Source organism: Frankia sp. R43 (assembly GCF_001306465.1).
Lineage (GTDB): Bacteria > Actinomycetota > Actinomycetes > Frankiales > Frankiaceae > Parafrankia > Parafrankia irregularis.
On the sequence record NZ_LFCW01000003.1, the window covers coordinates 706,639 to 729,817 of the forward strand.

Consider the following 23,179-nt stretch of genomic DNA (forward strand, 5'->3'; position numbering starts at 1 on the left):
GGCGCTCAGCGGGTGGCGTAGGCGGGGTCGAAGGCGTCGTACGCGGCCTCGTAGGCCCGGCGGACGGCGGCGGACAGCCCGCGCAGCGCGTCGGAGCGGCGGCCGATCTCGCTCGCGGTGACGGCGGCGCCGTCGTCGAGCGCGGCGAGCTCCAACAGCTCCGCGAGCCGCTCGGCGCGGGCGAGCAGGGCGTGCGCGTTCGGCGGGTAGCCGGGGCCCAGCCCGGGCCCGGGCTCGGGCTCGCCGCGGTCCCGCAGCAGCGCGAGCACCTGGGGCCGTGCGCTGGCGATGTCCAGATCGACGAGTGCCGCCGTGGTCTGCCTGATCGCCACCGAGAGCTCGTGGTCGGCGGCCCGCAGGCCCGCCGGCGGCGGGGGGACGCGCGCGGCCCGCAGCACCCGCCAGTGGACGGATTCCATCACGCCCTCGACGGCCGGGCCGTGCACGACGACCGACGGGACGAGCGCCAGCGGCGGGTTCGGCCCGATCACCAGCAGTGCCTCCCCGGCGGTCAGCGCGTCCTGGTTGAGGTCGGACGGGCCAGGCAGGCTGCTGACATCGCCGGGCACGGGCAGGACCAGGCGCATCCGCTCGGCCCCGACGCGGCGCAGGGCACCGAGGCCGAGCACCAGCGGCTCGTCGCCGAGCGTGTGCGGTGCGCCGCTGCCCAGGGCCTCGTGCACCCGGGTGATCACGTCGTCGAGGCCGACGAGTCCAGCCAGCCAGGCATTGCCCCATCCAGCGAGGACACCTGAGCGAGGGGAGGCGGGCATGTCGGCAAGCACATGCCTACCGTAGGGAATTCACCGGCCCGACGCGGTGCCGAGCCGCCGGAAACCGTGGTTTCTTGCCGGTGGATCTCGCCGGATGACCCGCGTGCGACCCGCCAGCCAGGGAATCCCGATCGTGACGACCCAGTGGAGATGGTCCAAGGTCCCCGGCGGTGGGGGCTCATGGTGCGGATCCGGCAGGTCGGCGAGGATCATCCCGCTCTCCCGCAGTTTCTCGGCGAATGCGCGTGCGATGAGGCGATGTCCGTGCGGCCCCGGATGCACCCGGTCGACGTCGAAGGTCGACCGGCGGTGGATGGCGGGATGCTGGCCGAGATCGACCACGAGCACCCCGGGGTCCCGCGCCGCGGCCGCGTCGATCGCGGCGTTGAGGTGCCCGACGCGTTCGGTGAGCAACCGTGCGAAGGGGCCCGGAAGGGGGAGCAGCCCACCCGGGTCGGGCAGTTTCGCGGTCAGCACGACCACTCCGGCGGTGCGCAGCCGGCCGATGCTCCACACCAGGTCCTGGCGCAGCCGAAGCGGGTCGAACGTCGGCTTGAAGACGTCGTTCATGCCGGCGACCACGCACGCCAGCGCGGGCCGCAGGGCCAGCGCGACCGGGAGCTGGCGGACGCGGACCTCCCGGGCCGTGGCGCCCGTCCGGGCCAGGTTCTCGTAGTGCACATGCCCCGGTGGGGCCAGGGTGGCCGCGAGCAGTGCGGCGAAGCCCCGGCCGGCGAGGGCGGCCGGGCCCCGGTCGCGGCCCATGCTGACGCCGTCACCCAGACCGGCGGTGAGGCTGTCGCCCAGTGCCACGAAGCGCAGCAGCCCGTTCGTGTCGCCCGCCGCGCCGCCAGCGGGCGACCCGGCGGTGCTGCTCGCAGTGCTGCCAGCGGTGCCGCCGGACGGGCCGCCGGCGGGGCTGAGCCACCGCGCGTCGTGGGTGTGGACGGTGATGTCGGCGCCGGCGGCGCGCCCGGTCTCGGTCACGGTGTGAAGGACGTCAGGCGGCGAGCGGGTCGCGCGTCGGGGCCGGCTCGCTGGCCGGGGGAGTGGGCGCCTCGGCGTCGTGGCACCGCAGGAAGCCGGTGATGGTCGCCTCCCAGGGAAACTGCTCGGCCCGGCGGCGGGCGGCCTCACGGCGGTGGTCGGGGTCGACGGCGAGCAGCTCCATCGCGGCGTCGGCGAAGGTGAACCCCGTTCCGGCGGCGCTCAGACCGGCGACCTGGCCGTCGCCCGTCCCGGCGACCATCTCGGCCAGCGCGCTGGAATGGTTCACGACCGGAGTGGTGCCGCTCGCCATCGCCTCCAGCGCGGCCAGCCCGAAGGTCTCGATCGGGCCGGGCGCGAACGCCAGGTCGGCGGTCGCGAGCAGGCCGGCGAGGCGGGCCGGGTCCGCGACGAACCCGAGGAAGGTCACCGGCAGCCCGGTCGCCATCCGCTCCAGGCGCCCGCGACTGGATCCGTCGCCGGCGATGACGAGCCGGACCGGCACCCCGCGGCGCACCAGCTCGGCTACCGCGGACAGCGCGATGTCGACCCGCTTCTCCGGCGAGAGCCGGGTCGCCGCGACGATGAGGATCTCCCGGTCGCGGGCGAACGCGCGCCGCAGCGTGCGGTCGTGGTTGGCGGGGGTGAACCGCTCGAGCTCGACGCCCAGCGGCACCTGGGCCAGGTTCTCGGCGCCGATGCGGACGAACTCGGTGGCGGCCCAGCGGGTTGTGGCGACCACCGTGTCGAAGGCGGCGGCGAGCGCGCGGTTGGAGTGGTCGGCCGCGGAGCTGACGGGCAGCACCCCGCGCAGCGGCGCGGGCGTCCACAGGCTCAGCAGCCGGTCGAGCCGCTCGTGGCTGACCACGAGCGAACGGACGCCGGCCCGGCGGGCCCACCGGCCGAGCGGGCGCAGCGTCGCCCGGTCGTGGATCTCGATCCGGTCCGCGCCGACCTGTTCGGCCACCGCGGCCACCCGCCGCGGGTCGGCCAGGATCCGGTAGCCGGTCCGCGGCAGGAACGGCGCGCGCAGGGTGATGATCCGTGCGTGTGGCGTGCGCTCCTCGTTGTCCGCAACTCCCGGAATGATCTGCACCACCTCGTGGCCGGCGGCGGTGTATCCCGTCGCGAGGTGCCGCAGGGTCGTCCGGATCCCGCCGGAGGCGGGCGCGACGAAGCTCGCCGCCTGAACAATCCTCATCGTCGCCACCTGTCGCTCGTCGTGGTCGTGGGGAGCCGGGTGCCCAGGACGTCCCGGTAGTGCCCGAGCAGCTCCTCGCCGATCGCGTGCCAGGTGCAGCCCGCGACCGAGGCCCGCGCCGCCGTCGCGAGCCGGGTCCGCAGCTCGGCGTCCTCGACGAGGCGGAGCACCTCGCGTCGCATCGACACCGGGTCCCCGGGGGCGTAGTGCAGGCCGGTCCGCTCGTGGTCGATGACGTCGAGCAGGCCGCCGGCCGCCGGGCCGACCACCGCGACGCCGCTGGCCTTCGCCTCCTGCGCGGCCTGACAGAACGTCTCGTTGATCCCGGTATGGACGAAGACGTCCAGGCTGGCGATGGCGGCCGACAGCTCGGTGCCGGTGCGGAAGCCGAGGAAGGCCGCCTCCGGCAGCGCCCGGGCCAGCGCCGGCCGGCACGGGCCGTCGCCGACGACGACCAGCCGGGCGCCGGGCAGGCCGGCGGCCCCTACCAGCAGCTCGACCCGCTTCTCCCGAGCCAGCCGCCCCACATAGCCGACGAGGACCTCCCCGTTCGGCGCCAGCCTCGCCCGCAGCTCCTCGTCCCGGTGCTCGGGGTTGAAGCGCTCGAGGTCGACGCCACGGCTCCACCGGGCGACCCGCTGCACGCCCTCGGACAGCAGCGTGTCGACGGCATCCCACGACGGCGCCAGCGTGCGGCTGGCGAGCCGATGGACGGTCGCCAGCCAGCGCCAGATCGTCCGCTCGGCCAGCGCCAGCCCGTAGCGGGTCGCGAAGGCGGCGATGTCCGTCTGGTAGACGGCGATGCTCGGCACCCCGAGCCGCCGCGCGGCGTAGGCCGCCTGGGCCCCCAGACCCGCCGGAGCGGCCAGATGGACGACGTCCGGACGGAACTCGCGCAGCGCCGCCGGCAGTCCCGTCCACGGCGTCGCGAAGCGGAACTCGGGGTAGCCCGGCATCGGCGCGGACGGGCTCCACAGCACGGGCGCCCCGGCATAGCTGCGCGGCGCGGTGCGGCGAGCCGCCGGCGCCGGCGCCGGCGCGATGACGAGGGCCTCGTGACCGGTGTCGCGCAGATGCTCCAGCACCCGGCACACGGAGTTCGTCACACCGTCGATCTGAGGCAGGAACGACTCACTTACCACCGCGACTCGCACACGAGCACGGTGGCAGCGACCGGCGCCCACGTGAGGACTACAATCCGTCCGCCGCGTAAACTTTCGGACACTACTTGGTGCGACGGGAACTTATGGCCGGGTCCGGCGCCCGTGATCGGCGTCGGGTGTCCGATCTCGCGCCACGGATCGTTGTATCGCGCGGGCGAGAGTGGGCAGGATGTCCAAGGGGCACGACCCACTCTCGGCCTGCTGGCCCTGCCGGGCGGCTGGCCTGGTCCCGGTGGGGTGATCGGTCGACATGGGCAGGCGGCGGTTGACGTGAGGTGGCGACGAGGCGAGCCCGTGCTGATCACTTCGGCGGCTGAGGCCAGGCCGGAGGAGATCCGCCGGCGCGAGCAGCGCTACGTCCTCACGATGCTGGTCCGGGTGGTCTGCTTCGTGCTCGCCGTCGTCGCGTTCTCCGGCTGGCTGCGCATCGTCGCGGTGGCCCTCGCCGTGATCCTGCCCTGGATCGCGGTCGTGGTCGCCAACGGCGGGCCGGCACCGTCCGACCGTCGCCAGGCGGGCTTCGTCGCCAAGGACGCGACCACCGCCGAGCCGCTCTCCCTGGCCGCCGGCCACACCATCGTCGACGCCACGGTGGTCGACGGGGAGCAGTCGGGCGACCCGCCGCCGGCGGCGACCGGTCCCGACTCGGTGGATCATCACGATGATGATGTCCAGGTGGGCGTTGCGGACAGCGTGCCGGGTGGCCCCGCGGAGCCCGGCGGTGGCGATGACGTCGATCCGGGATCCGAGCGTCGCGGCGCGGGCGGCACCGCCGGCGCGGGGACGATTATCGATGCGGTCGTTGTCGCATCAACCTTCGCTGACAGCCCCCAGCCCGCCCGGGAGCCGGATGCCGGGCCCGCGGCCGGCGGCCCTGGGCACTGAGACGTGAGTGATCTACCGGGTAGGCCATTCACCTGTGACCTGGGCACTGGCCACCTGGGCGCTGGTCGGGTGTCGTAGCCGCTGGACGCGCAGGCCCGGCCGGGGGTGCCCCGGCCGGGGCACCCCCGGTCAGTTCGCGAAGCTGGCGGCCATGCCGGGTTGGTAGCCACCCGCCGGGGTACGCATGATCACGTTCATCCGGTTGGCCGCGTTGATCAGGCCGACGAGGCAGACGAGGGCCGCGATCTGGTCGTCGTCGTAGTGCTTGCGGACCTGCGCCCAGGTCTCGTCGGATACGCCGAGGTGGGCGTCGGCGAGCCGGGTTCCCTCCTCGGCGAGTGCCAGCGCGGCCCGCTCGGCCTCGGTGAACACGTCTGCCTCGCGCCAGGCCGCGACCAGGTGGAGCCGGGTGGAGGTCTCACCGGCAGCCGCGGCCTCCTTGGTGTGCATGTCGACGCAGAAGCCGCAGCCGTTGATCTGGCTGGCCCGCAGCGACACCAGCTCCTGGGTGGGCTTCGGCAGCGACGACTGGTGGATCACCAGGCTGGCGTTCGCGAACCGCTTGCCGAACCTGGTGGCGAGCTCGTTGCCGAACATGTCGAATCGGGCTTCCATGATGTCGTCCTCACTCGTGGTGTCGCGTGCTGCCGCACCGGACGAACACCAGATGCCGGCGACCCCGGTCTCCGTGACGACCTGGCCTTGTGATCTGGGCCACAGGTCGCTGTCGCCGTCGGATCGCGATCGGCGGATCAGCCGGCATCGGCCGCGGTCGCGACCGGCCCGGCCGGTCGTCCACCGGCGATGACCGGCCCCGGCGTCCACCCCGCGGTCCCGTCGTCGCCTGGCGGGGAAGCGGACGGCGGAAGGGCTGCCTGAGTGTCACAAACCGGTGGGGTCTGGCGTCTCATGGATGGTCCAGCCGCGCGTGAACAGGAGTTGCCCATGGCCGGTACTTCGTCGATGACGCCCGACGGTGGGAGCCCGAAGCAGGAGGACGGCTCGCCAGACCCCGCCACCGAGATGTTCGTCGCGCACCGCAACCTGCTGTTCACGGTCGCCTACGAGATGCTTGGCTCGGCCGCGGACGCGGAGGACGTCCTCCAGGAGAGCTGGCTGCGCTGGGCAGGCGTCGACCTCGCCACGGTGCGGGACCCGCGGGCGTACCTGGTGCAGATCACCACCCGTCAGGCACTGAACCGACTGCGCACGCTCGGCCGGCGCAGGGAGTCCTATGTCGGCCCCTGGCTGCCGGAGCCGTTGCTGACCGCGCCCGACGTGGCCGAGGACGTCGCGCTGGCCGACAGCGTCTCCATGGCGATGCTGCTGGTGCTGGAAACGCTTCGGCCGGCCGAGCGGGCCGTGTTCGTGCTGCGCGAGGTGTTCGACTTCGGGTACGACGAGATCGCGGCAGCCGTCGACAAGAGCCCGGCCACGGTCCGCCAGATCGCACACCGGGCGCGGGCGCATGTCTCCGCACGCCGTCCGGCCGCGGTCGTCTCCGCGGCCGAGACCCGGGGCGCGCTCGACGCGTTCCAACGGGCGGTCGAGACCGGCGACCTGCAGAACCTGCTGGACATCCTCGCCCCGGACATCGTCCTGCTGGGAGACGGCGGCGGGGTCAGGAAGGCCGTGTTGCGCCCTGTCGCCGGAGCGGGCAAGGTAGCCCGGCTGCTGGCCGCCGGGCTGGGCAGGTTCGGCGCTGTCCTGTCGCTGCAACAGGTACAGGTCAACGGCTACCCGGCGCTGGTCCTCCGGCTCGACGGTGAGATCGACAGCGTCGTGACGGTACGCATCGACGACGGCCTCATCACCGGGCTCTACGTCGTCCGCAATCCCGAGAAGCTGTCGCGCATCGAGCGGGAGACCGCCCTTCGCCGCTGAGCGTGGCCACCAGCGAGCGCGGCAGCTCCAGCCCCCTGCCCGCACTCGGCCTCGGCCGCGGATCCACTCCTCGACACCGCCGCCGGAGGTCGTCGGTGGGCGATCTGGCCGAATTTCCGCCGCTGCGTCGGACAGGTTCCCCTTCTGTGCCGTAAAGGGCCTGTCCACCTGCATCGATCCGCGGTCTGGCGGGTGCGGGCGGCGCTAGCCTGACCTGCGTGCTTCCGCTTGAGGGTGTGACCGTCGTCAGTCTGGAACATGCCGTGGCCCTGCCGTTCGCGACCCGGCACCTCGCCGAGCTGGGCGCGCGGGTGATCAAGGTCGAGCGTCCGGGGCGTGGTGACTTCGCGCGGGACTACGACCGGGCGGTGCGCGGTGGGATGTCGGCGCACTTCTCCTGGCTCAACCGCTCGAAGGAGTCGCTGACGCTGGACCTGAAGGTGCCGCGCGCCCGCGAGGTGCTGGATCTGCTGGTCGCCCGTGCCGACGTCGTCGCGCAGAACCTCGGGCCGGGTGCCGCCGCCCGCCTCGGGCTGGACGCGCAGACGCTCGTCGGCCGCCACCCGGCGCTGGTCGCCGTGAACGTGTCGGGCTACGGTCCGGCCGGGCCGTATCGAGCCCGCAAGGCCTACGACATGCTCGTGCAGGCCGAGTCCGGGCTGATCGCCGTCACGGGCAGCCCGCAGCAGCCGGCGAAGGCCGGCTTCGCCGCCGGGGACGTCGCCGCGGGCAGCTACGTCATCCAGGCCGTGCTGGCCGCGCTGCTGCGGCGGGCGCGCTCCGGTGCCGGCGCGGCGCTGGACGTCGCGATGCTCGACGCGCTGACGGAGTGGATGGGCTACCCGGTGCAGACCGTGGAGCACACCGGGCAGGAGATGGCCCGGTCGGGCATCAGCCACCAGTCGATCGCGCCCTACGACGCCTACCGCACGGCGGACGGTGACGACGTCCTGATCGGGGTGCAGAACGACGGGGAGTGGCGCCGGCTGGCCGAGGGCCCGCTCGCCCGCCCGGAGCTCGTCGACGACCCCGCGTTCGCGACGAACGTGGCCAGGGTGCGCAACCGGGAGGGGACCGACGCCGTGGTCGCCGCGGAGGTCGCGAAGCTGGGCACCGCCGACCTGGAGGCGGGCCTGGACGCCGCGGGCATCGCCTACGCGCGGGTCAACACCGTCGCGGGCGTGCTCGCGCATCCCCAGCTCGCGGCCCGTGAACGCTGGGTTGAGATCGGCTCGCCGGTGGGCCCGGTCCGGCAGTCCCGGCCGGTGGTCGAGTTCCCGGGGGAGAACGCCCGCCTGGACCCGGTTCCGGCGCTGGGGGAGCACACCGACACCATCCTGCGCGAGCTCGATCTCTCCACCGAGGAGATCGCCGGACTGCGCGCCGACGGCGCGATCTGACGTTTCGAAGGGGCTGACGGGGCTATGGGGGCGTCGCGGGAACACGAGCGCGCCGGGGGACGGGAACACGAGCGCGCCGAGGGAGACGAGCGCGTCCCGGGAGACGAGCGCGCGGTGGACGATCCGCGCTGCGTCAGCCTGCTGACGGACTACGGCCTGGTGGACGGCTTCGTCGCCGCCTGCCACGGTGTCCTGCTCCGGCTCGCGCCCGCGGTGCCGATCATCGACGTCACGCACCTGGTGCCACGAGGTGACATCCGGCGCGGCGCGACGGTGCTCGCCTCCACCGTCGCCCACCTGCCGCGCGGGGTTCATGTCGCCGTGGTCGACCCGGGCGTCGGTACCGCCCGCCGGGCGCTCGCGCTGCGCACGCCGGCCGGTTTCCTCGTGGGGCCCGACAACGGGTTGCTGGTGCCCGCGGCCGAGGTGCTGGGCGGCGTGCTGGAGGCGGTGGCGCTCACCGTGCCGGCGGACGTCCCCGCCACCTTTCACGGCCGGGATGTGTTCGCCCCCGCGGCGGCGGCCCTGGTGGCCGGTCGCCCGCTGCGGGCGCTCGGCCTGGTGGTCGATCCGGAGAGCCTGGTCACGCTGCCCAGGCTGGTGGCGAGGGTCGCGCCGGCAGGCCCGGATGGCGCCGCCCGCCTCGAGTCGGACGTCCTGTGTGTGGACGGCTTCGGGAACGTGGCGCTGGCCGCACCGGCGGACCTGCTGGCCGAGCTGGGCCTGCGGCCCGGCGACCGGAGCCGGCTGACCGCGTTGCGCGGGACCGGTCCGGCGAGCGGCGGCGCGAGCGCCGCGCCGGCGGCGCGCCCTGCGACGGACTCGGCGGCTGGCCCGCCGGTGGTCGCGGTGGAGGCGATCGCGGTGGAGGTGGCGGTGGGCGTGACCTTCGGCTCGGTGGAGCCCGGGGAGCTCGTGCTCTACGCCGATTCGGATGGCCACGCCGCGCTGGCCACCCGGGACGGGGACGCGGCGCGTGCGCTGCGGCTGGGGCCGGGCGACCGGGTGGTGATCACACCGGCCTGACCGGCCCGGACGTCAGCAGAACCCCGGGGTGGCGTCCCAGGCGATCGGCGCCGCCGGGACGTCGTCCCGCAGGACGGTGCCCTCGATGCGGCCGTAGGGGCGGTCCGCCGCGAGGTAGACGCTGTCGGGGTTGTCCAGGCCGAACGGCGCCAGATCGACCAGGAAATGATGCTTGTTCGGCATCGACATACGGATCTCGGCAACCTCCGGGAAGGTCGCCAGCACCTTTTCGCCCATGTGGTAAAGGGTCTGTTGCAGGGCGAGGCTGTGCAGGCCCGCGAACGTCTCGACCAGCGTGCGCGGGATCTCCGCGGCCAGCCGCGCGAAATCAGCGCCGGTGATCCCACCGTCGGTGGCGGTGTAGCGCCACCGGGCCGTGACCTCGGTGGCGAGGATCCGGTCGGAGGTTTCCGCCAGTGTTGTGTAGCGATCCCGGGGAAATCCGTGGAACTCCGAGCCGGTCGTCTTGAGGACGACCAGCCCGGCGATTCCGGAGACGACGTGCACGTCGTCGGCGTCGATGGTGACCACCGTGGTTCGCCGGCTCTGCCCGGACCGGACGAAGGAGTGGTCGTGGGCCGGCCCGGCCACGTCGATCCGGTCCCATCCGAACTGCTCTATCTCGACCCGCGCGCCGGTGATCCAGCCGTACGCGGCGGTGAAATGCCGGCCCAGCCGGGTCCCGAACTGTTCGATCTCGCCGACACCCCCTTCGCGAGCGAAGGCGTAGACGACGTTTTTCTGGGTGTCCGTCGCGAGAACGTGGCTGTTGTCACCCCGGGTGTGGGCCGCGGTGAAGTCACCGCGCAGGGCGGTGGACACATTCAGGTCGCTGATCCGGTGGACCGGGGTGGATCGGTCCACGTGGACGAGGCGGACCTCGGCCTTGCCGTACTGGTTCGGTCCGAGAACGATGGGCATGAGCACCTTTCGGGTCGGCGGCGGCTGGCCCGCCCGAGGCAGCCGGCTGGTGGCCGGACGATCCCGGCTCCCGGTGCCGGCGTACCCGGCGGGGAAGCCCCATTCTGGGGTGCCCGGCCGCGCCGGCCTGTTGTGGTGGCGTTTCGCCGCTGTTTCCGGCGTGCGCGTCCGGAGGGCTGACCGGCCGGCACCTCGGTGCCCGGTCGGTGCCGCGACGGGACGGTTCCGGCCCGAAGTCGGCACATCACTTCCGGCGGCGGTGTTCGGCGCGCTCCGGCGCTTTCCGGCGCGACTCGTCGGTCGGAGTGCCCGAGGGTGTCCCGGCGTGCGGCCGGTGGAAATCCGGGCACGCGAATCCGTACGGCACCAAGGTGTGGCTGCGCTGCGTGCAATATCTGGCACGTCCGGTAGTGGTTAGTGTCTACTCGCGGACAAATCCGGTACTGGCCCCGGTGCGGCTTCTCGTCGGCGCGCAACTTTGTATATGAGTCGTGCGTCGGACGAAACGGCGCTGGGAGGGGTTTATGGCAGCGGGCCGGGGAGCGTCACTCTCCGAGATCGGAATATTAGCGGCGGGTAGTTGTGTCACGGGTGGGGCCGGGTTTTCCCGTGATCGACGGGACGTGGTTCGCGGTCGTGGGTACGGTCCGCTCGTGGGTGGTCGAGCATGTGCACTTTCTGTTTCTGGCCGATCCCTTTCGGTGAGGCCGCTGCGGTTCGTCGCCGCGTCGCGGCGCCCGCTGGTCACCAGCCCTGGTGATCCGGTGCCGGGCGATCCGCGAGCCGACGGAAAGCCCTACACCTCGTCGTTGCTCCGGTCTTCGGAAGAAGGCATCGCATGTCCCGCTCGATGATGAGCCCGGCTCGAGTTCTCCGTGGCGGGCTGCTGCCCGCCTCCCGTTCCGTCCGCCAGCGTGGCGGCGGGGTCGTCGCCCTCCTGCTCGCCGTGGCGCTGCTGGCGTCGTGCTCGTCCGGTGGCGGTGGTGGCGACGAGGCGGCGCCGCAGACCTCGCCCCCGCCGGCGACACCGACGCTGACCGTCACCCCGGCGGACGGCGCGGCCGGCATCGCGCTGACCGAGTCGGTCGTGGTGACGAGCAACGCGCCGCTCGCGTCGGTCACGGTCGCGCGCGGCGCGAGCACGACCGAGAAGACCGAGGCGGGCACGCTCGAGGGAACCTTCTCCGCGGACCACCGGACGTGGACCTCGGCGAGCGGGCTGTTCTCGGACAGCCGCTACGACATCCAGGCCACCACCGCCCAGGCGGCGGGCCTGACCGGCACGAAGAGCATCACGTCGAGCTTCACCACCGGCATCCCGGACAAGGCGTTCAAGGTGTCCTGGGAGCCCGTGGCCGGCCAGACCGTCGGGGTGGGCACTCCGATCAGCCTCACCTTCAGCGCGCCGGTGACGGACCGTGCCGCGGTGCAGCGTCGCCTCGCGGTCAGCACCGACCCACCGGTGCTCGGCGCCTGGCGCTGGATGTCGAACCGCCTGGTGATGTGGCGGCCCCAGGAGTACTGGGCACCCGGGACCAAGGTGCACGTGGCGGCGAACCTGGCCGGCTACGACTCCGGCACCGGCTGGATCGGCGTCAAGGACCGCACGATGGACTTCACCATCGGCGCCGCCCAGGTCAGCGAGGTCGACGCGTCGACCCACAGAATGCAGGTCTACCAGAACGGGCAGCTGGTCCGGACCATGCTGATCAGCGGCGGCAAGCCGGGCTCACTGACCATGGAAGGCCCGCACAACGTGCTCGGCAAGTCCCCCATGGTGATCATGGACTCGGCGACGGTGGGCATTCCGGTGGGCGACCCCGACTACTACCGCGAGGAGGTGCAGTGGGCCGTCCACTACACCAGCGGTGGGCAGTACGTGCACTCCGCGCCGTGGTCGGTGCCCTCACAGGGGCGGGCGAACGTCTCGCACGGGTGCGTGAACGCGTCGCCCGCTGATGCGGAGTGGTTCTACAACTTCAGTCAGTTTGGCGACATCATCAATATCAAGAACACCGGGCGGCCGGCGGACACGTCGCAGCTCGGGAACGAGTGGTCCGTCCCGTGGGCGACCTGGAAGGCCGGCAGCGCCCTGCCCGTCGGCGAGTCGTCGGACAGCTCCACGCTGGCCGGGGGCTCCTCCGGTGCTGGTACCTCGGCCGGCGGCACCTGACGTGCCTGGTCGCTTCGGCGGCGCGGGTGAGGCTCCGGGGCCGGGTTCCCCGGATCGCGGGGCCATGAAGGGTGGGTAACACCCGGTCGGTGACGGGCGGGTGGTCACGGAGACGTCTCTCGGTGGCCACCCGCCCTTGCGCTCGAGAACGGCTGCCCATGATTGGCTTGTCGGCGCAAGCTGGACGAAGAGAGTCGGACACGGCGAGCCGCGGGACGGACCGGGAGTCGAGGCGTGGTGGATCAGACGAACCGGGACATTCAGAACAACCTGGGTGACGAGGCCCTCCGGTCGGCGCAGAGCGGCCAGGCCGGGCCGGGTGGGTCGAGTGCCCCCGGCGGGCAGGGCGGGCCCAGCGGCGGGCGATGGTGGCGGCGGCTGCGAAACCCGGCCACCGGCCTGCCGAAGCTCTGGGTCGAGGCCGTCCTGCTGGTGTCGCTCTACTACGTCTACACGGCGACCAGAGGCGCGGCCGACGCGTCCGCCGCGGATGCGAACCGACTCGGCTGGGACATCCTGCACCTGCAGGAACGGCTGCACATCAACATCGAGCTGAGCCTCAACAGCTGGCTGCAGAGCGTGCCGGTGCTGGCGGTCATCTGCTGCTACTACTACGCGACCCTGCACTTCGTGGTCACACCCTCGCTGCTGGTCTGGATGTACCGGCGCAACCCGGGGCGGTATGTCCGCGCCCGGTGGACCCTGGTCTTCACCACGCTGATCGCGCTGTGCGGCTTCTTCCTGTTTCCCACCACCCCGCCGCGCCTGCTGCCCGGGACGTCCTACGTCGACACGATGTCCCATTTCGAGGGCTGGGGCTGGTGGAGCGGAAGCGCCAGTGCCGCTCCGGACGGCCTGGAAGGGCTGGCCAACCAGTACGCCGCGATGCCCTCGCTGCACTGTGCGTGGGCCCTCTGGTCGGGCTTCCTGCTCGCCCGGTTCGCCCGCCGGCCGGTCGTGCGGGTGCTCGGCTGCCTGTATCCGGCGGCGACGGTCTTCATCGTGATGGCGACGTCGAACCACTACATCCTGGACGCGGTGGCCGGCTGGGCCGTGCTCGGTGTGAGCACGCTGCTCGCTTTCGCGATCACGGTCCGCCACCGCAGCCGGCGGGCCGCGGACGTCCCGCCGGCCACCCCCACGGACGCCGAGGCGGGGGTGGCGACGGCGGAGGTGGCCGTGCGGGAGGAAGCCGCGGCAGGGACCGCGTCGGCTGGCACGGCGTCGGCGGGGACGGTTGGCACGGTGTCGGCGGGGACGGCGTCGGCGGGTACGACGGCGGTGGGCACGACGGCGGCGGCTGCGCGCGCCCGCGTCAGCGAGGCCTGAAGGGGCTGGACGTGGCGGTTCCTGGGCTGGCGTGAGCCTTCCCCCGGTGTGTTCCCGATGTCGGGCATATGGGAAAGTTTCCGTACGCTGCGGTTTCTCGCAGTGCCCCCATCGCGTATCCCCCCTTGAGTAGGGAGCACGGAGTACCCATGTCCTCGCTGTCGGTGGCGCTCTTTCGGCGCCCCCGTCCGGTCGCGTTCGTCGTCTCACTGCTGGTCGCCTGGGTGCTGCTGGGGCTGCTGGCGCTCTGGCTGCGGCGTGGCCCGATCGAGGACGACCTGGGCACCCGGGCGGCGGACGCGGTCCGCGCGGCCGGTGTCAGCCGGGCGCGGGTCAGCGTCGAAGGTCGTGACATCGTCCTGCACGGCCGTTTCGAGAGCCCGCAGGAGGCCCGGGAAGCCCAGCGGGTGGCAGCCGTGTCCGGCAGTGCCTCCGTGCGGCTGTCCGGGGACGCGGTCGTCGCCACCGAGCCGTCCCGGCCGATCGTCATCGGGGTGAGCGGTACCGGCGGCACACCGGCCGACCTGGCCTTCAGCGCCACCGTTCCGGACAGTGCGACGCGGGCGCAGCTGCTCGGCGCGGCGGCGGATGTCTCCGGCGGTGCCGTCTCGGCGACCGTCACCGTTGATCCCAGGGTGGCGACACCGGCGCTGGAGTCGTTCGGCGACGTGGCCAGGGCGCTGGGAAAGCAGTCGGGTGTCCGGTCCGTGACGATCGACGGTTCGTCGCTGGTGCTCCAGGGCACGGTCGCGGATCGGGCTGCGGGCACCGCGATCGGGGCGGAGGTGCTGGCGGCCGTCCGGCACCAGGTTCCGGACGCCTCGCTCGACAACCGGCTGACGGTCGGCGCCGAGGTGGCCCTCGACCCGGCCACGGGTGCGGTCAGCCCCGTCGCGACCGATTCCACGAGCGACGATTCGGCGGCCCCCGGTTCGTCGGTCACTGCTCCGTCGGCTCCTGCCCCGTCGGCTACTGGTTCCACCGGTGCTGTTCCCGAGGCCGGGCGCACCCAGGGCGCGCTGCAGGCCGCGCTCGAGGGAACCAGCCTGACTTTCGCGGTGGGGGAGTCAACCCTCGACGCGTCCGTGCGGGCGGGTCTGGACAAGGTCGCCCAGGCCCTGCTGCCGGGAGACCTCACCGTGCTGGTCGGCGGGCATACGGACAGCACCGGCCCGCTGGCCTTCAACCAGGCGCTGTCGATGGACCGGGCCAGGGCCGCCCGTGAATATCTGGTGCAGCGGGGAGTGCCGGCCGAGCGGGTGCGGGTGGCCGGCTTCGGACCGGAGCGCCCGGTCGCTGACAACGCGACCGTGGCAGGTCGCGCCGCCAACCGCCGGGTGGATGTGACAGCGGTCACTGGCTGAGAAGTCGGCCGCAGGCACCTTCGGCCCGGGTGGTGCTTCCGGCGCGCTGTCGAGTGGTGGCGCGGCCTTCGGGTCCGAACGGCAAACGCGGTTTCTCGCGGCGGGCGGGTTGAGCCGGCGGCCCTCGCCTTCCCGGGCGGCCTGGGGGCCTGTGGGACCCCGCTGCGGCCGCCCGGGAGCCGATGACCCGTGTGGCATGACCTGCACCTGCTGGCATCCGCCGCGATCCGCCGGCGCTCGCGGGGACTCGCGGTGACGGTTGTGCCTGCTGCGCGTGCGGTGCTTGCGGAAGGGCGATGTCGCTCGTCGTGCGGTGACTCGGATGCGACCAGGAGTGGGTTTCATCGCCGAAGGCGCTGGGGGTTGTCACCCTGCGCATCAGGGGTTTGCGGTCGGTGTGTGGCGTAGGTAAGGCTGCCTTGCGTCTGCCGCCCACTCCGTGGCACTCTAGCGATTAGGGAAGCCTTAGCTAAGCCTGAGCCTCGGCGCGAAGGGATCCCGGAACGGTAACGACAACCTCTCGGCGCTTCGGCGTCGACATCTCCGGGCGTGGTGAGGTGCGGTGCTCGTCTGTTCATGCTTTGCTGTCTCCGATCGGACGCTACGTAGCGTGATCGCATCGGGTGCCTGTGACGCAGAGGAGATCGGTGCGAGGTGTGACGCCGGCACGGGGTGCGGCGGATGCCTCGAGGAGATCGACGAGATGCTCGATGCGGCGGTGCCGCTTCGTCGCCGTCCGGTCGCCAGATCAGCCTAGGGACCCACCGGGGCCTCCGGGGGTGATCTCGGTGGGTCGGAGCGGAAACCCGCTGCCGTCTGCGGGATCCGCTTTTTTTCGCGCGGTATTCCGGCACGCCGGTCAAGGGCTTCGTGCTGCCTTCGCTTGCCCGTCGAATCGCCTGTGGAGGTTTCCGGGCGATATTGGTGGAGGTAGTCGGCGATGCGTGGCGACGAACAGATCGTCGAGCGGCTGAACACGGTTCTGACAAATGAACTGACCGCGGTCAACCAGTATTTCCTGCATTCCAGGATGCAGCGGAACTGGGGTTACAAGCACATCTCCGAGCACTACTACCATGAGTCGATCGACGAGATGAAGCACGCCGATCGACTCATCCATCGAGTTCTCTACCTGGGCGGTCTTCCGAACCTGCAGCGCCTGAACACGCTTCGCATCGGGGAGACGGTTCCCGAGCAGCTGGAGCTCGACCGCCAGCATGAATCCGAGGCCGTCGACGTTCTCCGCGAGGCGATCGCCCTGTTCCGGTCAAAGGGCGACATCGGCTCCGCCGTCCTGCTGGAGGACATCCTGACCTCCGAGGAGGAGCACATCGACTGGCTGGACGCCCAGCTCGAGCTCATCTCCCAGCTCGGTGCCACCGAGTACCTCTCGCAGCAGATCCACGAACACGACGACTAGGGAGAGACCGGGGTACGGCTCGCGAGGCCGAATGGCCCGCGGAAGGGTCGTACCCCGACCGGGGGATTCGGCGGCTCCTTCCGCCGGCGGTGCACTCGGCCCGCCGCGCCAGTCATGCGCGACAATGTCGGGGACCATCACCTGGGTGCCCGGTGAACGTGGGTGCTCCGTTGGCCCACGCGCATCGAGGGACGCCAGATGACCGACAGCGGCGGCGGCTCGCCGACCAGCAGCGACGGATCCTCCACAGTTCCGAGCCCACGTGAGGAAACGCAGTCCGACCCGGCCGTGGTCGCCTCCGGCGTCTCACCGGAGGACGCACCCATCGAATCGGGCTCCAGCACGTCCACGGCGCCCGTGGTGCCGTCCGGGAGATCGGCGCCGGACGCCCAGCCCCGGCCCGTCGGGTCCGAGGCCTCGGAGTCCGAGCGGCAGCTTCTTCCCGGCCATCCGACGGCGCCGGCCGCGGTAGTGGCAGCTGCTCTGTCCGGCGGTGGTCGCGGTGGTGTCAGCGGTGTCGGTGGTGGCGGTGTCGGAGGGGGAGTGGAGCCCACGGCGGCGGTGCGCCGGCCGGCTCGGGTGATCCTGTATCTCTTCGCCGGCCTCGCGGTGGTTCTTTTTCTGCTCGGTGGGTTCGGCGGCCAGTTCCAGGCCAAGCTGGCAGAGGTCCAGAAGAACGACAACGCCGCGTTCCTGCCCGGGTCGGCCGAGTCGACCCGGGTGGACAAGGAGGCGGAGAAGTTCCGCTCCGAGCAGACGCTGCCCGGTTTCATCGTCTATCAGCGCGTGGGCGGGCTGACGCAGGAGGACCGCGCGAAGATCGCCGCGGATGCGCGGGCCTTCCGGTCCATCGAGGGTGTCGACCCGAACCAGATCGCCGCGCCCCAGTTCTCGCCGGACGGCAGCGTCGCGAACGTGGCGGTGCCGCTCATCGGCAAGAGGGGCGACGTCGAGGTCCCGGGCGATGAGCTGGTCGACGTCGAGAATGCTGTCGTCGAGCTGGCGAAGACGGACGTGCCGGCCGGCCTGATCGTGCACAGCGCGGGCCCCGGTGGCCTTCTCGTGGCCTTTATCGAGGCATTCGAGGGCATTGACGGTGTGCTGCTGCTGGCCGCCGGCCTGGTTGTGATCGTCATCCTCCTGGTCGTCTACCGCAGCCCGGTCCTGTGGTTCTTTCCGCTGTTCAGCGCCATCATCGCGCTGGGGGTCTCGGTCCTGATCGTCTACCCGTTGGCCAAGCACGATGTACTGACCCTCAACGGGCAGAGCCAGGGCATCCTGTTCGTGCTGGTCATCGGCGCCGGAACCGACTACGCGCTGCTGCTCATCAGCCGCTATCGCGAAGAGCTGCACGCCTACCCCGCGAGAATGGACGCGATGATCGCGGCCTGGCGGGGCGCCGCACCCGCGATCGCCGCCTCGGCGATCACCGTCGTGCTCGGGCTGCTCTGCCTCGCGCTCGGCGAGCTCAACTCGAACAAGAGCCTCGGCCCCGTCACCGCGATCGGTATCGCCTGCACCGCGCTCGTGATGCTCACCTTCCTGCCGGTGTTCCTGGTGCTGTTCGGCCGGTGGGTCTTCTGGCCGCGGATTCCACGCTTCGACCAGCAGGCCGACCTGGCCACGCACGGTGCGTGGGCACGGTTCGCCGCCAGGCTCGCCGGCCGGCCGCGGCTGGCCTGGGTCTCGACCGCCGTCATCCTGCTGGCCTGCGCCGGCGCGATGACGACGCTGAAGGTCGACGGCCTGTCGACGACGGACAGCTTCACCAGCGAGCCCGATGCGATCCTCGGCCAGCGGATCTATGACGCCCACTTCAGCCAGGGAGCCGGTGCCCCGGCCGTGATCATCACGAACCTGGACCGCCAGGACGAGGTCGTCGCGGCCGCGTCGAAGGTTCCGGGCGTCGCGCCCGGCCCGGGCTCCGTGTGCGTCCAGGTCGACTACGCGAAGCTGGCGCGGGCGTTCGCCGCCGACAGCACGTCGATCAGGCCGGGTGCGGACGGTTGCCTGCCGCCCGCGCTGCAGGTCACGTCCGTCGGCGGCCGCATCGCCATCGATGCGACCCTCACCAACCGTTACGACACACCCGAGGCCTTCGAGACGGTCCGGGCGCTGCGCGCGGCGCTCCATCCCATCGCAGGGGCCGATGCGCTGGTGGGCGGCGCGTCGGCGATCAACTACGACACGCAGCAGGCGTCCGCGCACGACCGGAACCTGATCATTCCGATCGTCCTGGTGGTCATCCTGATCGTGCTCGGCGTGCTGCTGCGGGCGCTCGTCGCCCCGCTGCTGCTGATCGCGACGGTGGTCCTGTCCTTCGCGGCGACGCTCGGTGTCAGCGCGGTGTTCTTCAACCACGTCTTCGGCTTCGCCGACTCCGATCCGGGTTTCCCGCTCTTCGCGTTCGTCTTCCTGGTCGCTCTCGGCATCGACTACAACATCTTCCTGATGACCCGGGTGCGGGAGGAGACGCTCGAACACGGGACCCGTGCCGGGATCGTCCGTGGCCTGTCGGTGACCGGCGGCGTGATCACCTCGGCGGGGGTCGTGCTGGCGGCGACCTTCGCGGTCCTTGGTGTTCTCCCGCTGGTCTTCCTCGCCGAGGTGGGCTTCGCCGTGGCCTTCGGCGTCCTGCTCGACACGATCATCGTGCGTTCCATCCTGGTGCCCGCGCTCAGCCACGACATCGGAAAGAAGATCTGGTGGCCGTCCGCCCTGGCGAAGGGCGTGGACTGATCCGGGGCCCGGACCGCCCCTGACAGGCCCGGACCGCCCCTGACAGGTCCGGCCTGACCCTGGCAGGCCCGGGCCGACCCGGCCTGGCAGGCTGGAACGCCGCCCGGGCAACGTGCTTTGCTGGGGCGGATGGACGACACGAAGATCTTCGAGCGCATCGACACCCTGGTGGCGGAGGAGCACAGCCTGCGGCTGCGCCGATCCCAGGGGGACATCGACTCGGACGCCGAGCGCGACCGTCTCGTCGAGCTGGAGCAGACCCTCGACCAGTGCTGGGATCTGCTCCGCCGGCGCCGCGCGGCCCGCTCCGTCGGAGCGGACCCGGACGACACGCATGCCGGCTCCGGCAACCAGGTCGAGGGCTACCTTCAATAGCGCATCGAGGTGCGGGCGGCTCAGCCGGCCGAGGGGCGGCGCGGCCTGAGCAGCCCCGCCGTGACAGCGATGCTGACCACCATCAGGGCCGCGCCGCCGAGCCACGTCGCGTGGTAGCCGGCCGTGAGGTCGTGTGCGTTCAGTGCACCGTCGCCCGCCGCGCTCTCGGTGCGCCATGCCGCGAGCGTCGTCAGGGCGGCCAGTCCCAGTGCCCCGCCTACCTGCAGCGTCGTGTTGCTCAGCCCGGAGGCCAGGCCGGCGTCATCCTCCGGCACTCCCGACATGGTGAGCTGCGTGAACGCCGGCAGTGCCAGGCCGCCCCCGCAGCCGAGGATGATCGCCGCCGGCAGGATGTCCAGCGCGTACGAGGCGTCGGGCGAGAGCCGTGCCAGCAGCAGGAGGCCGACGGCCAGCAGTCCCAGGCCTGGCAGCGCGACCAGCCCCGGACCGAGATGCTCGGCGAGCCAGCCGGTGAGTCCCAGTGAGAACACACCGATCGTGATCGCGACGGGGAGGAAGGCCAGGCCGGTCGCCGCCGCGCCGTAGCCGAGGACGCGCTGGAGGAAGAGCGCGAGGGTGAACTGGAACGCGAACAGCCCGCCGGTCATCAACAACTGCGCCACGTTCCCCACGGCCAGCGGCCGGGAGGAGAACAGCCGGGGTGGTAGCAGGGGCTGCCGGGTCCGCAGTTGCCGGGCCACGAACCCGACCAGCAGCCCCAGCGAGAGGAAGCCGAGCCCGAGCGTGCGGGCGGACGTCCAGCCTGCGTCGTCGCTGCCCACGATCGTGAAGATGCCGATCATGAGGCCAGCGGTGACGAGTACGGCGCCGAGTGCGTCCGCTCCGGCGGCGAGGCCCAGACCGCGGTCCCGCGGCAGGACCCGCAGGGACAGTCCGACCGCGGCCAGGCCGACCGGCACGTTCACGAAGGAGACCCAGTGCCAGGTGAGCACCTCGATGAGCAGCCCGCCGGCGAGCAGTCCGATCGAGGCTCCGGCGGCACCGACGAAGCTCGACACTCCGAGTGCCCGAGCCTGTGCCCGAGGTTCGGGGAAGGTCACCACGATCATTCCGAGGACGACGGACGAGGCGAGCGCACCCCCGACTCCCTGGATGAACCGTGCGGCGAGCAGCGTCTCGGGGCTCGCGGCCAGCCCGCAGACCAGCGACGCGACGGTGAACAGGGCGAGACCGCCGACGAAGACCCGCCGTCGACCGACGAGGTCGCCGACCCGCCCGGCCAGCAGAAGCAGCCCGCCGAAGGCCACCAGATAGGCATTGACCACCCAGGCCAGCCCGGATTCCGAGAAGCCCAGGTCGTCCTGGATGGCGGACAGTGCGACGGTGACGATGGTGCCGTCGAGGATGACCATGAGCATGGCGGCGCACAGGACGATCAGTGCGAGCCAGCGGGGTGGACCTGCTTCGGCCACCTCGGAGCGTGTCTCGACCGGCGCTGGGAGCGTGAGCTCGGACATGTGTGCACTCCAATGGGGCATTTTTTGTTACAGGGCCCACTGCTTGTTGCGGGGGGAACGGTCAGTGACCATGCTGGGGGAGCGTTCACACCGGCGGAAGAAGGCACTTTCATGTCCCAGCGGAACATCGATGTGACGGGTGATGGCAGCACCGTGGATCAGGCCGTCATCGAGGCCTGCCCGATCATGGAGGTGCTTGACCAGGTCAGCGGCAAGTGGAGCGTCAGCATCCTGATCGCGGCCGCGCACGGCCCGGTCCGCTTCACCGAGCTGGAACGCGGTATCGACGGCATCAGCCGGCGCATGCTGACCCTGACCCTGCGCCGGCTGGAACGAGACGGGCTGCTGACTCGCAAGGTCTATCCGACCGTGCCGCCGAAGACGGAGTACACCGCCACGAGCGTGGCGCGTGAGCTTTTCGCGCCGCTTTCCGCGCTCCGCGACTGGGCGGAGCGCCACCAGATGACCATCGCCTCGGCCCGGCACGAGTACGACCACCGGGCGGCGGAAACCGGGAGCTGAGAGCGGGAGCCAAGGGCGGGAGCCGAGGGCGGGTCAGCCCTGCTCGGCGGCCTCCACGGCGGATTCCAGGGGGCTCGTGAGGTCGGGACGTATCGGCAGACAGACCCGGAACCGGGTGTCGCCGGGCACCGAGGTCACCGTCAGGTTGCCGTGGTGGCGGTTGACGACGATGCGCCATGAGATGTCCAGGCCCAGCCCGGTTCCCTCACCGACCGGCTTGGTCGTGAAGAACGGCTCGAAGATCCGGTCCTGGATGTCCGCCGGGACACCCGGGCCGCTGTCCCGGATCTCGACCACCAGGTCGTCGTGGTCGGCGGCGGTGACGACGGTGAGGGTGCCCGCGCCCCCCATCGCCGCCGCGGCGTTGTCGATGAGGTTCGTCCACACCTGGTTGAGCTCGGCGGCATGTACCGGGATCTCCGGCAGGGCCCGGTCGTACTCGCGCACGACCTGGATCCCCGCGAGCTTGGCACCCAGCATGGCCAGCGTGCTGTCCAGCAGCTCATGGACGTCCGCCTGCCGGTAGGGCGCCCGGTCGAGCTGGGAGTACTGCTTGGTCGCCGCGAGCAGGCCGGAGATCCGGTTCGTGGAGTCCTCGATCTCCTTCATCAGCAGCTCGCTCTCGACGGTGTACATCAGCCAGCGGACCGCGCCCTCCAGGATCTGCGCGGGCACGGTGCCCGCGACCCGTTCCAGCCAGTCGACGTCGAAGCCGGCCTGGACGAAGGTGGGTGCCAGCTCCCAGCCGCCCGCGATGCCCTGGTCGTCAAGCCAGTCCGAGATGCTGTCCTCCCGGTCGCTGGTCTCCATCGGTGTGAGCGCAGGAGCCTTGCCGACCCGCTCCGCCGCCTCCTCCTGCAGGGCGATCAGCGCCTCCAGGGCCGGGCGGTCGTACGGTCCGGCGGCGATGAGGCCCAGCTTGTGCCGCATGCCGGCGACCCGTTCGCGCAGGGACGCCGTCGCCCGCACCGCGGCGGCGGCCGGGTTGTTGAGCTCGTGGGTCAGGCCCGCCGACAGCGAGCCGAGAGCCAGGAGGCGCTCGCGCTGGCCGGTCTGCTGCTGCAGGTTCTGCAGCCCGAAGAACAGCCCCTCGAGCATGTGGACGGCCATCGGGAACCACTCGCGCATGAGCCGCGCCAGCGCCACCCCGTCCAGCACGACGAAGCGTGACGGGGAGGTCACCCGCATCGAGTTGTTGTACAGCTGCGGCACCCGGTCGCCCAGGTAGGCGAACCAGGCCCCGGCGTAGACCCCGCGCTGGTCGGTGCGGGTGACCTCGACGTCGTCGTCGCCGATCCGCCGGGTGAGTACCAGCGAGCCCTCGACCAGCACGTAGAAGCAGGTGGCCGGCTCGCCCTCACGGAACACCGGCCCCGGCTCGATGAGCTCGACGTGGCCGTTGCGGCAGATCCAGTCAAGCTGCTCGTCGGTGAGCTTCTCGAACAGGAACAAGGTGCGCAGCTCGTCGATGTCGCAGGGCAGCCTGTTCTCCGCCGTGCCGCCCGCCACGTCGCCCGCCATGTCAGCCTCCCTGTGGCC

The 23,179-nt window shown here is 71.8% G+C and carries 20 protein-coding genes; 12 read left to right on the plus strand and 8 right to left on the minus strand.

Going from position 1 to position 23,179, the window contains the following annotated elements; all coding sequences use genetic code 11:
- Nucleotides 1–5 precede the first annotated feature (5 nt).
- The 4 genes from ACG83_RS16495 to ACG83_RS16510 are packed head-to-tail and all read right to left on the minus strand — an operon-like array spanning nt 6 to nt 4,115.
- Nucleotides 6–773, minus strand: a complete 768-nt coding sequence (locus tag ACG83_RS16495) for a hypothetical protein (RefSeq protein ID WP_054567290.1) — start codon at nt 771–773, stop codon at nt 6–8.
- A gap of 30 nt (nt 774–803) precedes the next feature.
- Nucleotides 804–1,760 (minus strand): SGNH/GDSL hydrolase family protein, encoded by a 957-nt coding sequence (locus ACG83_RS16500; protein WP_054567051.1) that lies wholly within the window; start codon nt 1,758–1,760, stop codon nt 804–806.
- A 13-nt stretch (nt 1,761–1,773) separates the two neighbouring features.
- Complete coding sequence (locus ACG83_RS16505; RefSeq protein ID WP_054567052.1) at nt 1,774–2,961, minus strand: glycosyltransferase; 1,188 nt, start codon at nt 2,959–2,961, stop codon at nt 1,774–1,776.
- Nucleotides 2,958–4,115: a glycosyltransferase family 1 protein gene (locus tag ACG83_RS16510; RefSeq protein WP_198955642.1), complete on the minus strand. Its 1,158-nt coding sequence runs from the start codon at nt 4,113–4,115 to the stop codon at nt 2,958–2,960. The genes ACG83_RS16505 and ACG83_RS16510 overlap by 4 nt, the downstream gene beginning before the upstream one ends.
- Before the next feature lie 303 nt (nt 4,116–4,418).
- Here ACG83_RS16510 and ACG83_RS16515 point away from each other — a divergent pair, with 303 nt between their 5' ends.
- The gene (locus ACG83_RS16515) at nt 4,419–5,009 is read left to right on the plus strand and encodes a DUF3099 domain-containing protein (protein WP_054567053.1); all 591 of its coding nucleotides are present in this window, start codon (nt 4,419–4,421) and stop codon (nt 5,007–5,009) included.
- A gap of 129 nt (nt 5,010–5,138) precedes the next feature.
- Here ACG83_RS16515 and ACG83_RS16520 read toward each other — a convergent pair whose 3' ends face one another.
- On the minus strand, nt 5,139–5,624 hold the full coding sequence (locus ACG83_RS16520) for a carboxymuconolactone decarboxylase family protein (RefSeq protein ID WP_054567292.1): 486 nt from the start codon (nt 5,622–5,624) through the stop codon (nt 5,139–5,141).
- A gap of 330 nt (nt 5,625–5,954) precedes the next feature.
- Between ACG83_RS16520 and ACG83_RS16525 the strand changes: the two genes are divergently transcribed.
- The 3 genes from ACG83_RS16525 (at nt 5,955) to ACG83_RS16535 (ending at nt 9,319) form a co-directional block, all read left to right on the plus strand.
- The gene (locus ACG83_RS16525; protein WP_054567054.1) at nt 5,955–6,893 is read left to right on the plus strand and encodes an RNA polymerase sigma-70 factor; all 939 of its coding nucleotides are present in this window, start codon (nt 5,955–5,957) and stop codon (nt 6,891–6,893) included.
- 218 nt (nt 6,894–7,111) lie between these two features.
- Nucleotides 7,112–8,293 carry a CaiB/BaiF CoA-transferase family protein gene (locus tag ACG83_RS16530; protein ID WP_054567055.1) on the plus strand — a complete coding sequence of 394 codons (1,182 nt, stop codon included), beginning with the start codon at nt 7,112–7,114 and terminating at the stop codon, nt 8,291–8,293.
- 24 nt (nt 8,294–8,317) lie between these two features.
- Nucleotides 8,318–9,319, plus strand: coding sequence for an S-adenosyl-l-methionine hydroxide adenosyltransferase family protein (locus ACG83_RS16535; protein WP_083473289.1), 1,002 nt, complete (start codon nt 8,318–8,320; stop codon nt 9,317–9,319).
- A 12-nt stretch (nt 9,320–9,331) separates the two neighbouring features.
- Here the strand turns inward: ACG83_RS16535 and pucL are convergent, their stop codons facing one another.
- Nucleotides 9,332–10,240: a factor-independent urate hydroxylase gene (gene pucL / locus ACG83_RS16540; protein WP_054567056.1), complete on the minus strand. Its 909-nt coding sequence runs from the start codon at nt 10,238–10,240 to the stop codon at nt 9,332–9,334.
- Between the two features lie 838 nt (nt 10,241–11,078).
- Between pucL and ACG83_RS16545 the strand changes: the two genes are divergently transcribed.
- From ACG83_RS16545 to ACG83_RS16570, 7 genes are all read left to right on the plus strand, one after another.
- Complete coding sequence (locus tag ACG83_RS16545; protein WP_054567057.1) at nt 11,079–12,413, plus strand: Ig-like domain-containing protein; 1,335 nt, start codon at nt 11,079–11,081, stop codon at nt 12,411–12,413.
- Between the two features lie 234 nt (nt 12,414–12,647).
- A complete protein-coding gene (locus ACG83_RS16550; RefSeq protein ID WP_054567058.1) occupies nt 12,648–13,742 on the plus strand; it encodes a phosphatase PAP2 family protein in 1,095 nt (364 codons plus the stop codon).
- A 149-nt stretch (nt 13,743–13,891) separates the two neighbouring features.
- The gene (locus ACG83_RS16555) at nt 13,892–15,106 is read left to right on the plus strand and encodes an OmpA family protein (RefSeq protein WP_054567059.1); all 1,215 of its coding nucleotides are present in this window, start codon (nt 13,892–13,894) and stop codon (nt 15,104–15,106) included.
- A 562-nt stretch (nt 15,107–15,668) separates the two neighbouring features.
- A complete protein-coding gene (locus ACG83_RS42445; RefSeq protein WP_076830741.1) occupies nt 15,669–15,863 on the plus strand; it encodes a bacterioferritin-associated ferredoxin in 195 nt (64 codons plus the stop codon).
- A 183-nt stretch (nt 15,864–16,046) separates the two neighbouring features.
- Nucleotides 16,047–16,526 (plus strand): bacterioferritin, encoded by a 480-nt coding sequence (bfr, locus tag ACG83_RS16560; RefSeq protein ID WP_054567060.1) that lies wholly within the window; start codon nt 16,047–16,049, stop codon nt 16,524–16,526.
- A 198-nt stretch (nt 16,527–16,724) separates the two neighbouring features.
- On the plus strand, nt 16,725–19,265 hold the full coding sequence (locus ACG83_RS16565; protein WP_083473290.1) for an MMPL family transporter: 2,541 nt from the start codon (nt 16,725–16,727) through the stop codon (nt 19,263–19,265).
- A 129-nt stretch (nt 19,266–19,394) separates the two neighbouring features.
- Entirely contained in the window at nt 19,395–19,640 is a 246-nt protein-coding gene (locus ACG83_RS16570; protein ID WP_006539263.1) for a DUF2630 family protein, read from the plus strand.
- Nucleotides 19,641–19,660: 20 nt separating this feature from the next.
- Here the strand turns inward: ACG83_RS16570 and ACG83_RS16575 are convergent, their stop codons facing one another.
- Nucleotides 19,661–21,118, minus strand: coding sequence for a DHA2 family efflux MFS transporter permease subunit (locus tag ACG83_RS16575; RefSeq protein WP_063793097.1), 1,458 nt, complete (start codon nt 21,116–21,118; stop codon nt 19,661–19,663).
- Between the two features lie 111 nt (nt 21,119–21,229).
- On the opposite strand from ACG83_RS16575, the gene ACG83_RS16580 reads away from it, so the two are divergent.
- Complete coding sequence (locus ACG83_RS16580; protein WP_054567061.1) at nt 21,230–21,640, plus strand: helix-turn-helix domain-containing protein; 411 nt, start codon at nt 21,230–21,232, stop codon at nt 21,638–21,640.
- A gap of 33 nt (nt 21,641–21,673) precedes the next feature.
- On the opposite strand, the gene ACG83_RS16585 is transcribed toward ACG83_RS16580, so the two are convergent.
- Nucleotides 21,674–23,161 (minus strand): ATP-binding protein, encoded by a 1,488-nt coding sequence (locus tag ACG83_RS16585; protein ID WP_054567062.1) that lies wholly within the window; start codon nt 23,159–23,161, stop codon nt 21,674–21,676.
- Nucleotides 23,162–23,179 lie beyond the last annotated feature (18 nt).

Excerpts from the sequence above, each read along its gene's own strand:
- bfr (WP_054567060.1), top strand. The coding sequence starts at position 16,047 with ATGCGTGGCGACGAACAGATCGTCGAGCGGCTGAACACGGTTCTGACA.
- ACG83_RS16585 (WP_054567062.1), bottom strand. The coding sequence starts at position 23,161 with ATGGCGGGCGACGTGGCGGGCGGCACGGCGGAGAACAGGCTGCCCTGC.
- ACG83_RS16525 (WP_054567054.1), top strand. The coding sequence starts at position 5,955 with ATGGCCGGTACTTCGTCGATGACGCCCGACGGTGGGAGCCCGAAGCAG.
- ACG83_RS16580 (WP_054567061.1), top strand. The coding sequence starts at position 21,230 with ATGTCCCAGCGGAACATCGATGTGACGGGTGATGGCAGCACCGTGGAT.
- ACG83_RS16575 (WP_063793097.1), bottom strand. The coding sequence starts at position 21,118 with ATGTCCGAGCTCACGCTCCCAGCGCCGGTCGAGACACGCTCCGAGGTG.
- ACG83_RS16520 (WP_054567292.1), bottom strand. The coding sequence starts at position 5,624 with ATGGAAGCCCGATTCGACATGTTCGGCAACGAGCTCGCCACCAGGTTC.
- ACG83_RS16565 (WP_083473290.1), top strand. The coding sequence starts at position 16,725 with ATGACCGACAGCGGCGGCGGCTCGCCGACCAGCAGCGACGGATCCTCC.
- ACG83_RS16555 (WP_054567059.1), top strand. The coding sequence starts at position 13,892 with ATGTCCTCGCTGTCGGTGGCGCTCTTTCGGCGCCCCCGTCCGGTCGCG.
- ACG83_RS16495 (WP_054567290.1), bottom strand. The coding sequence starts at position 773 with ATGCCCGCCTCCCCTCGCTCAGGTGTCCTCGCTGGATGGGGCAATGCC.
- ACG83_RS16535 (WP_083473289.1), top strand. The coding sequence starts at position 8,318 with ATGGGGGCGTCGCGGGAACACGAGCGCGCCGGGGGACGGGAACACGAG.
- pucL (WP_054567056.1), bottom strand. The coding sequence starts at position 10,240 with ATGCCCATCGTTCTCGGACCGAACCAGTACGGCAAGGCCGAGGTCCGC.
- ACG83_RS16570 (WP_006539263.1), top strand. The coding sequence starts at position 19,395 with ATGGACGACACGAAGATCTTCGAGCGCATCGACACCCTGGTGGCGGAG.
- ACG83_RS16505 (WP_054567052.1), bottom strand. The coding sequence starts at position 2,961 with ATGAGGATTGTTCAGGCGGCGAGCTTCGTCGCGCCCGCCTCCGGCGGG.
- ACG83_RS16545 (WP_054567057.1), top strand. The coding sequence starts at position 11,079 with ATGTCCCGCTCGATGATGAGCCCGGCTCGAGTTCTCCGTGGCGGGCTG.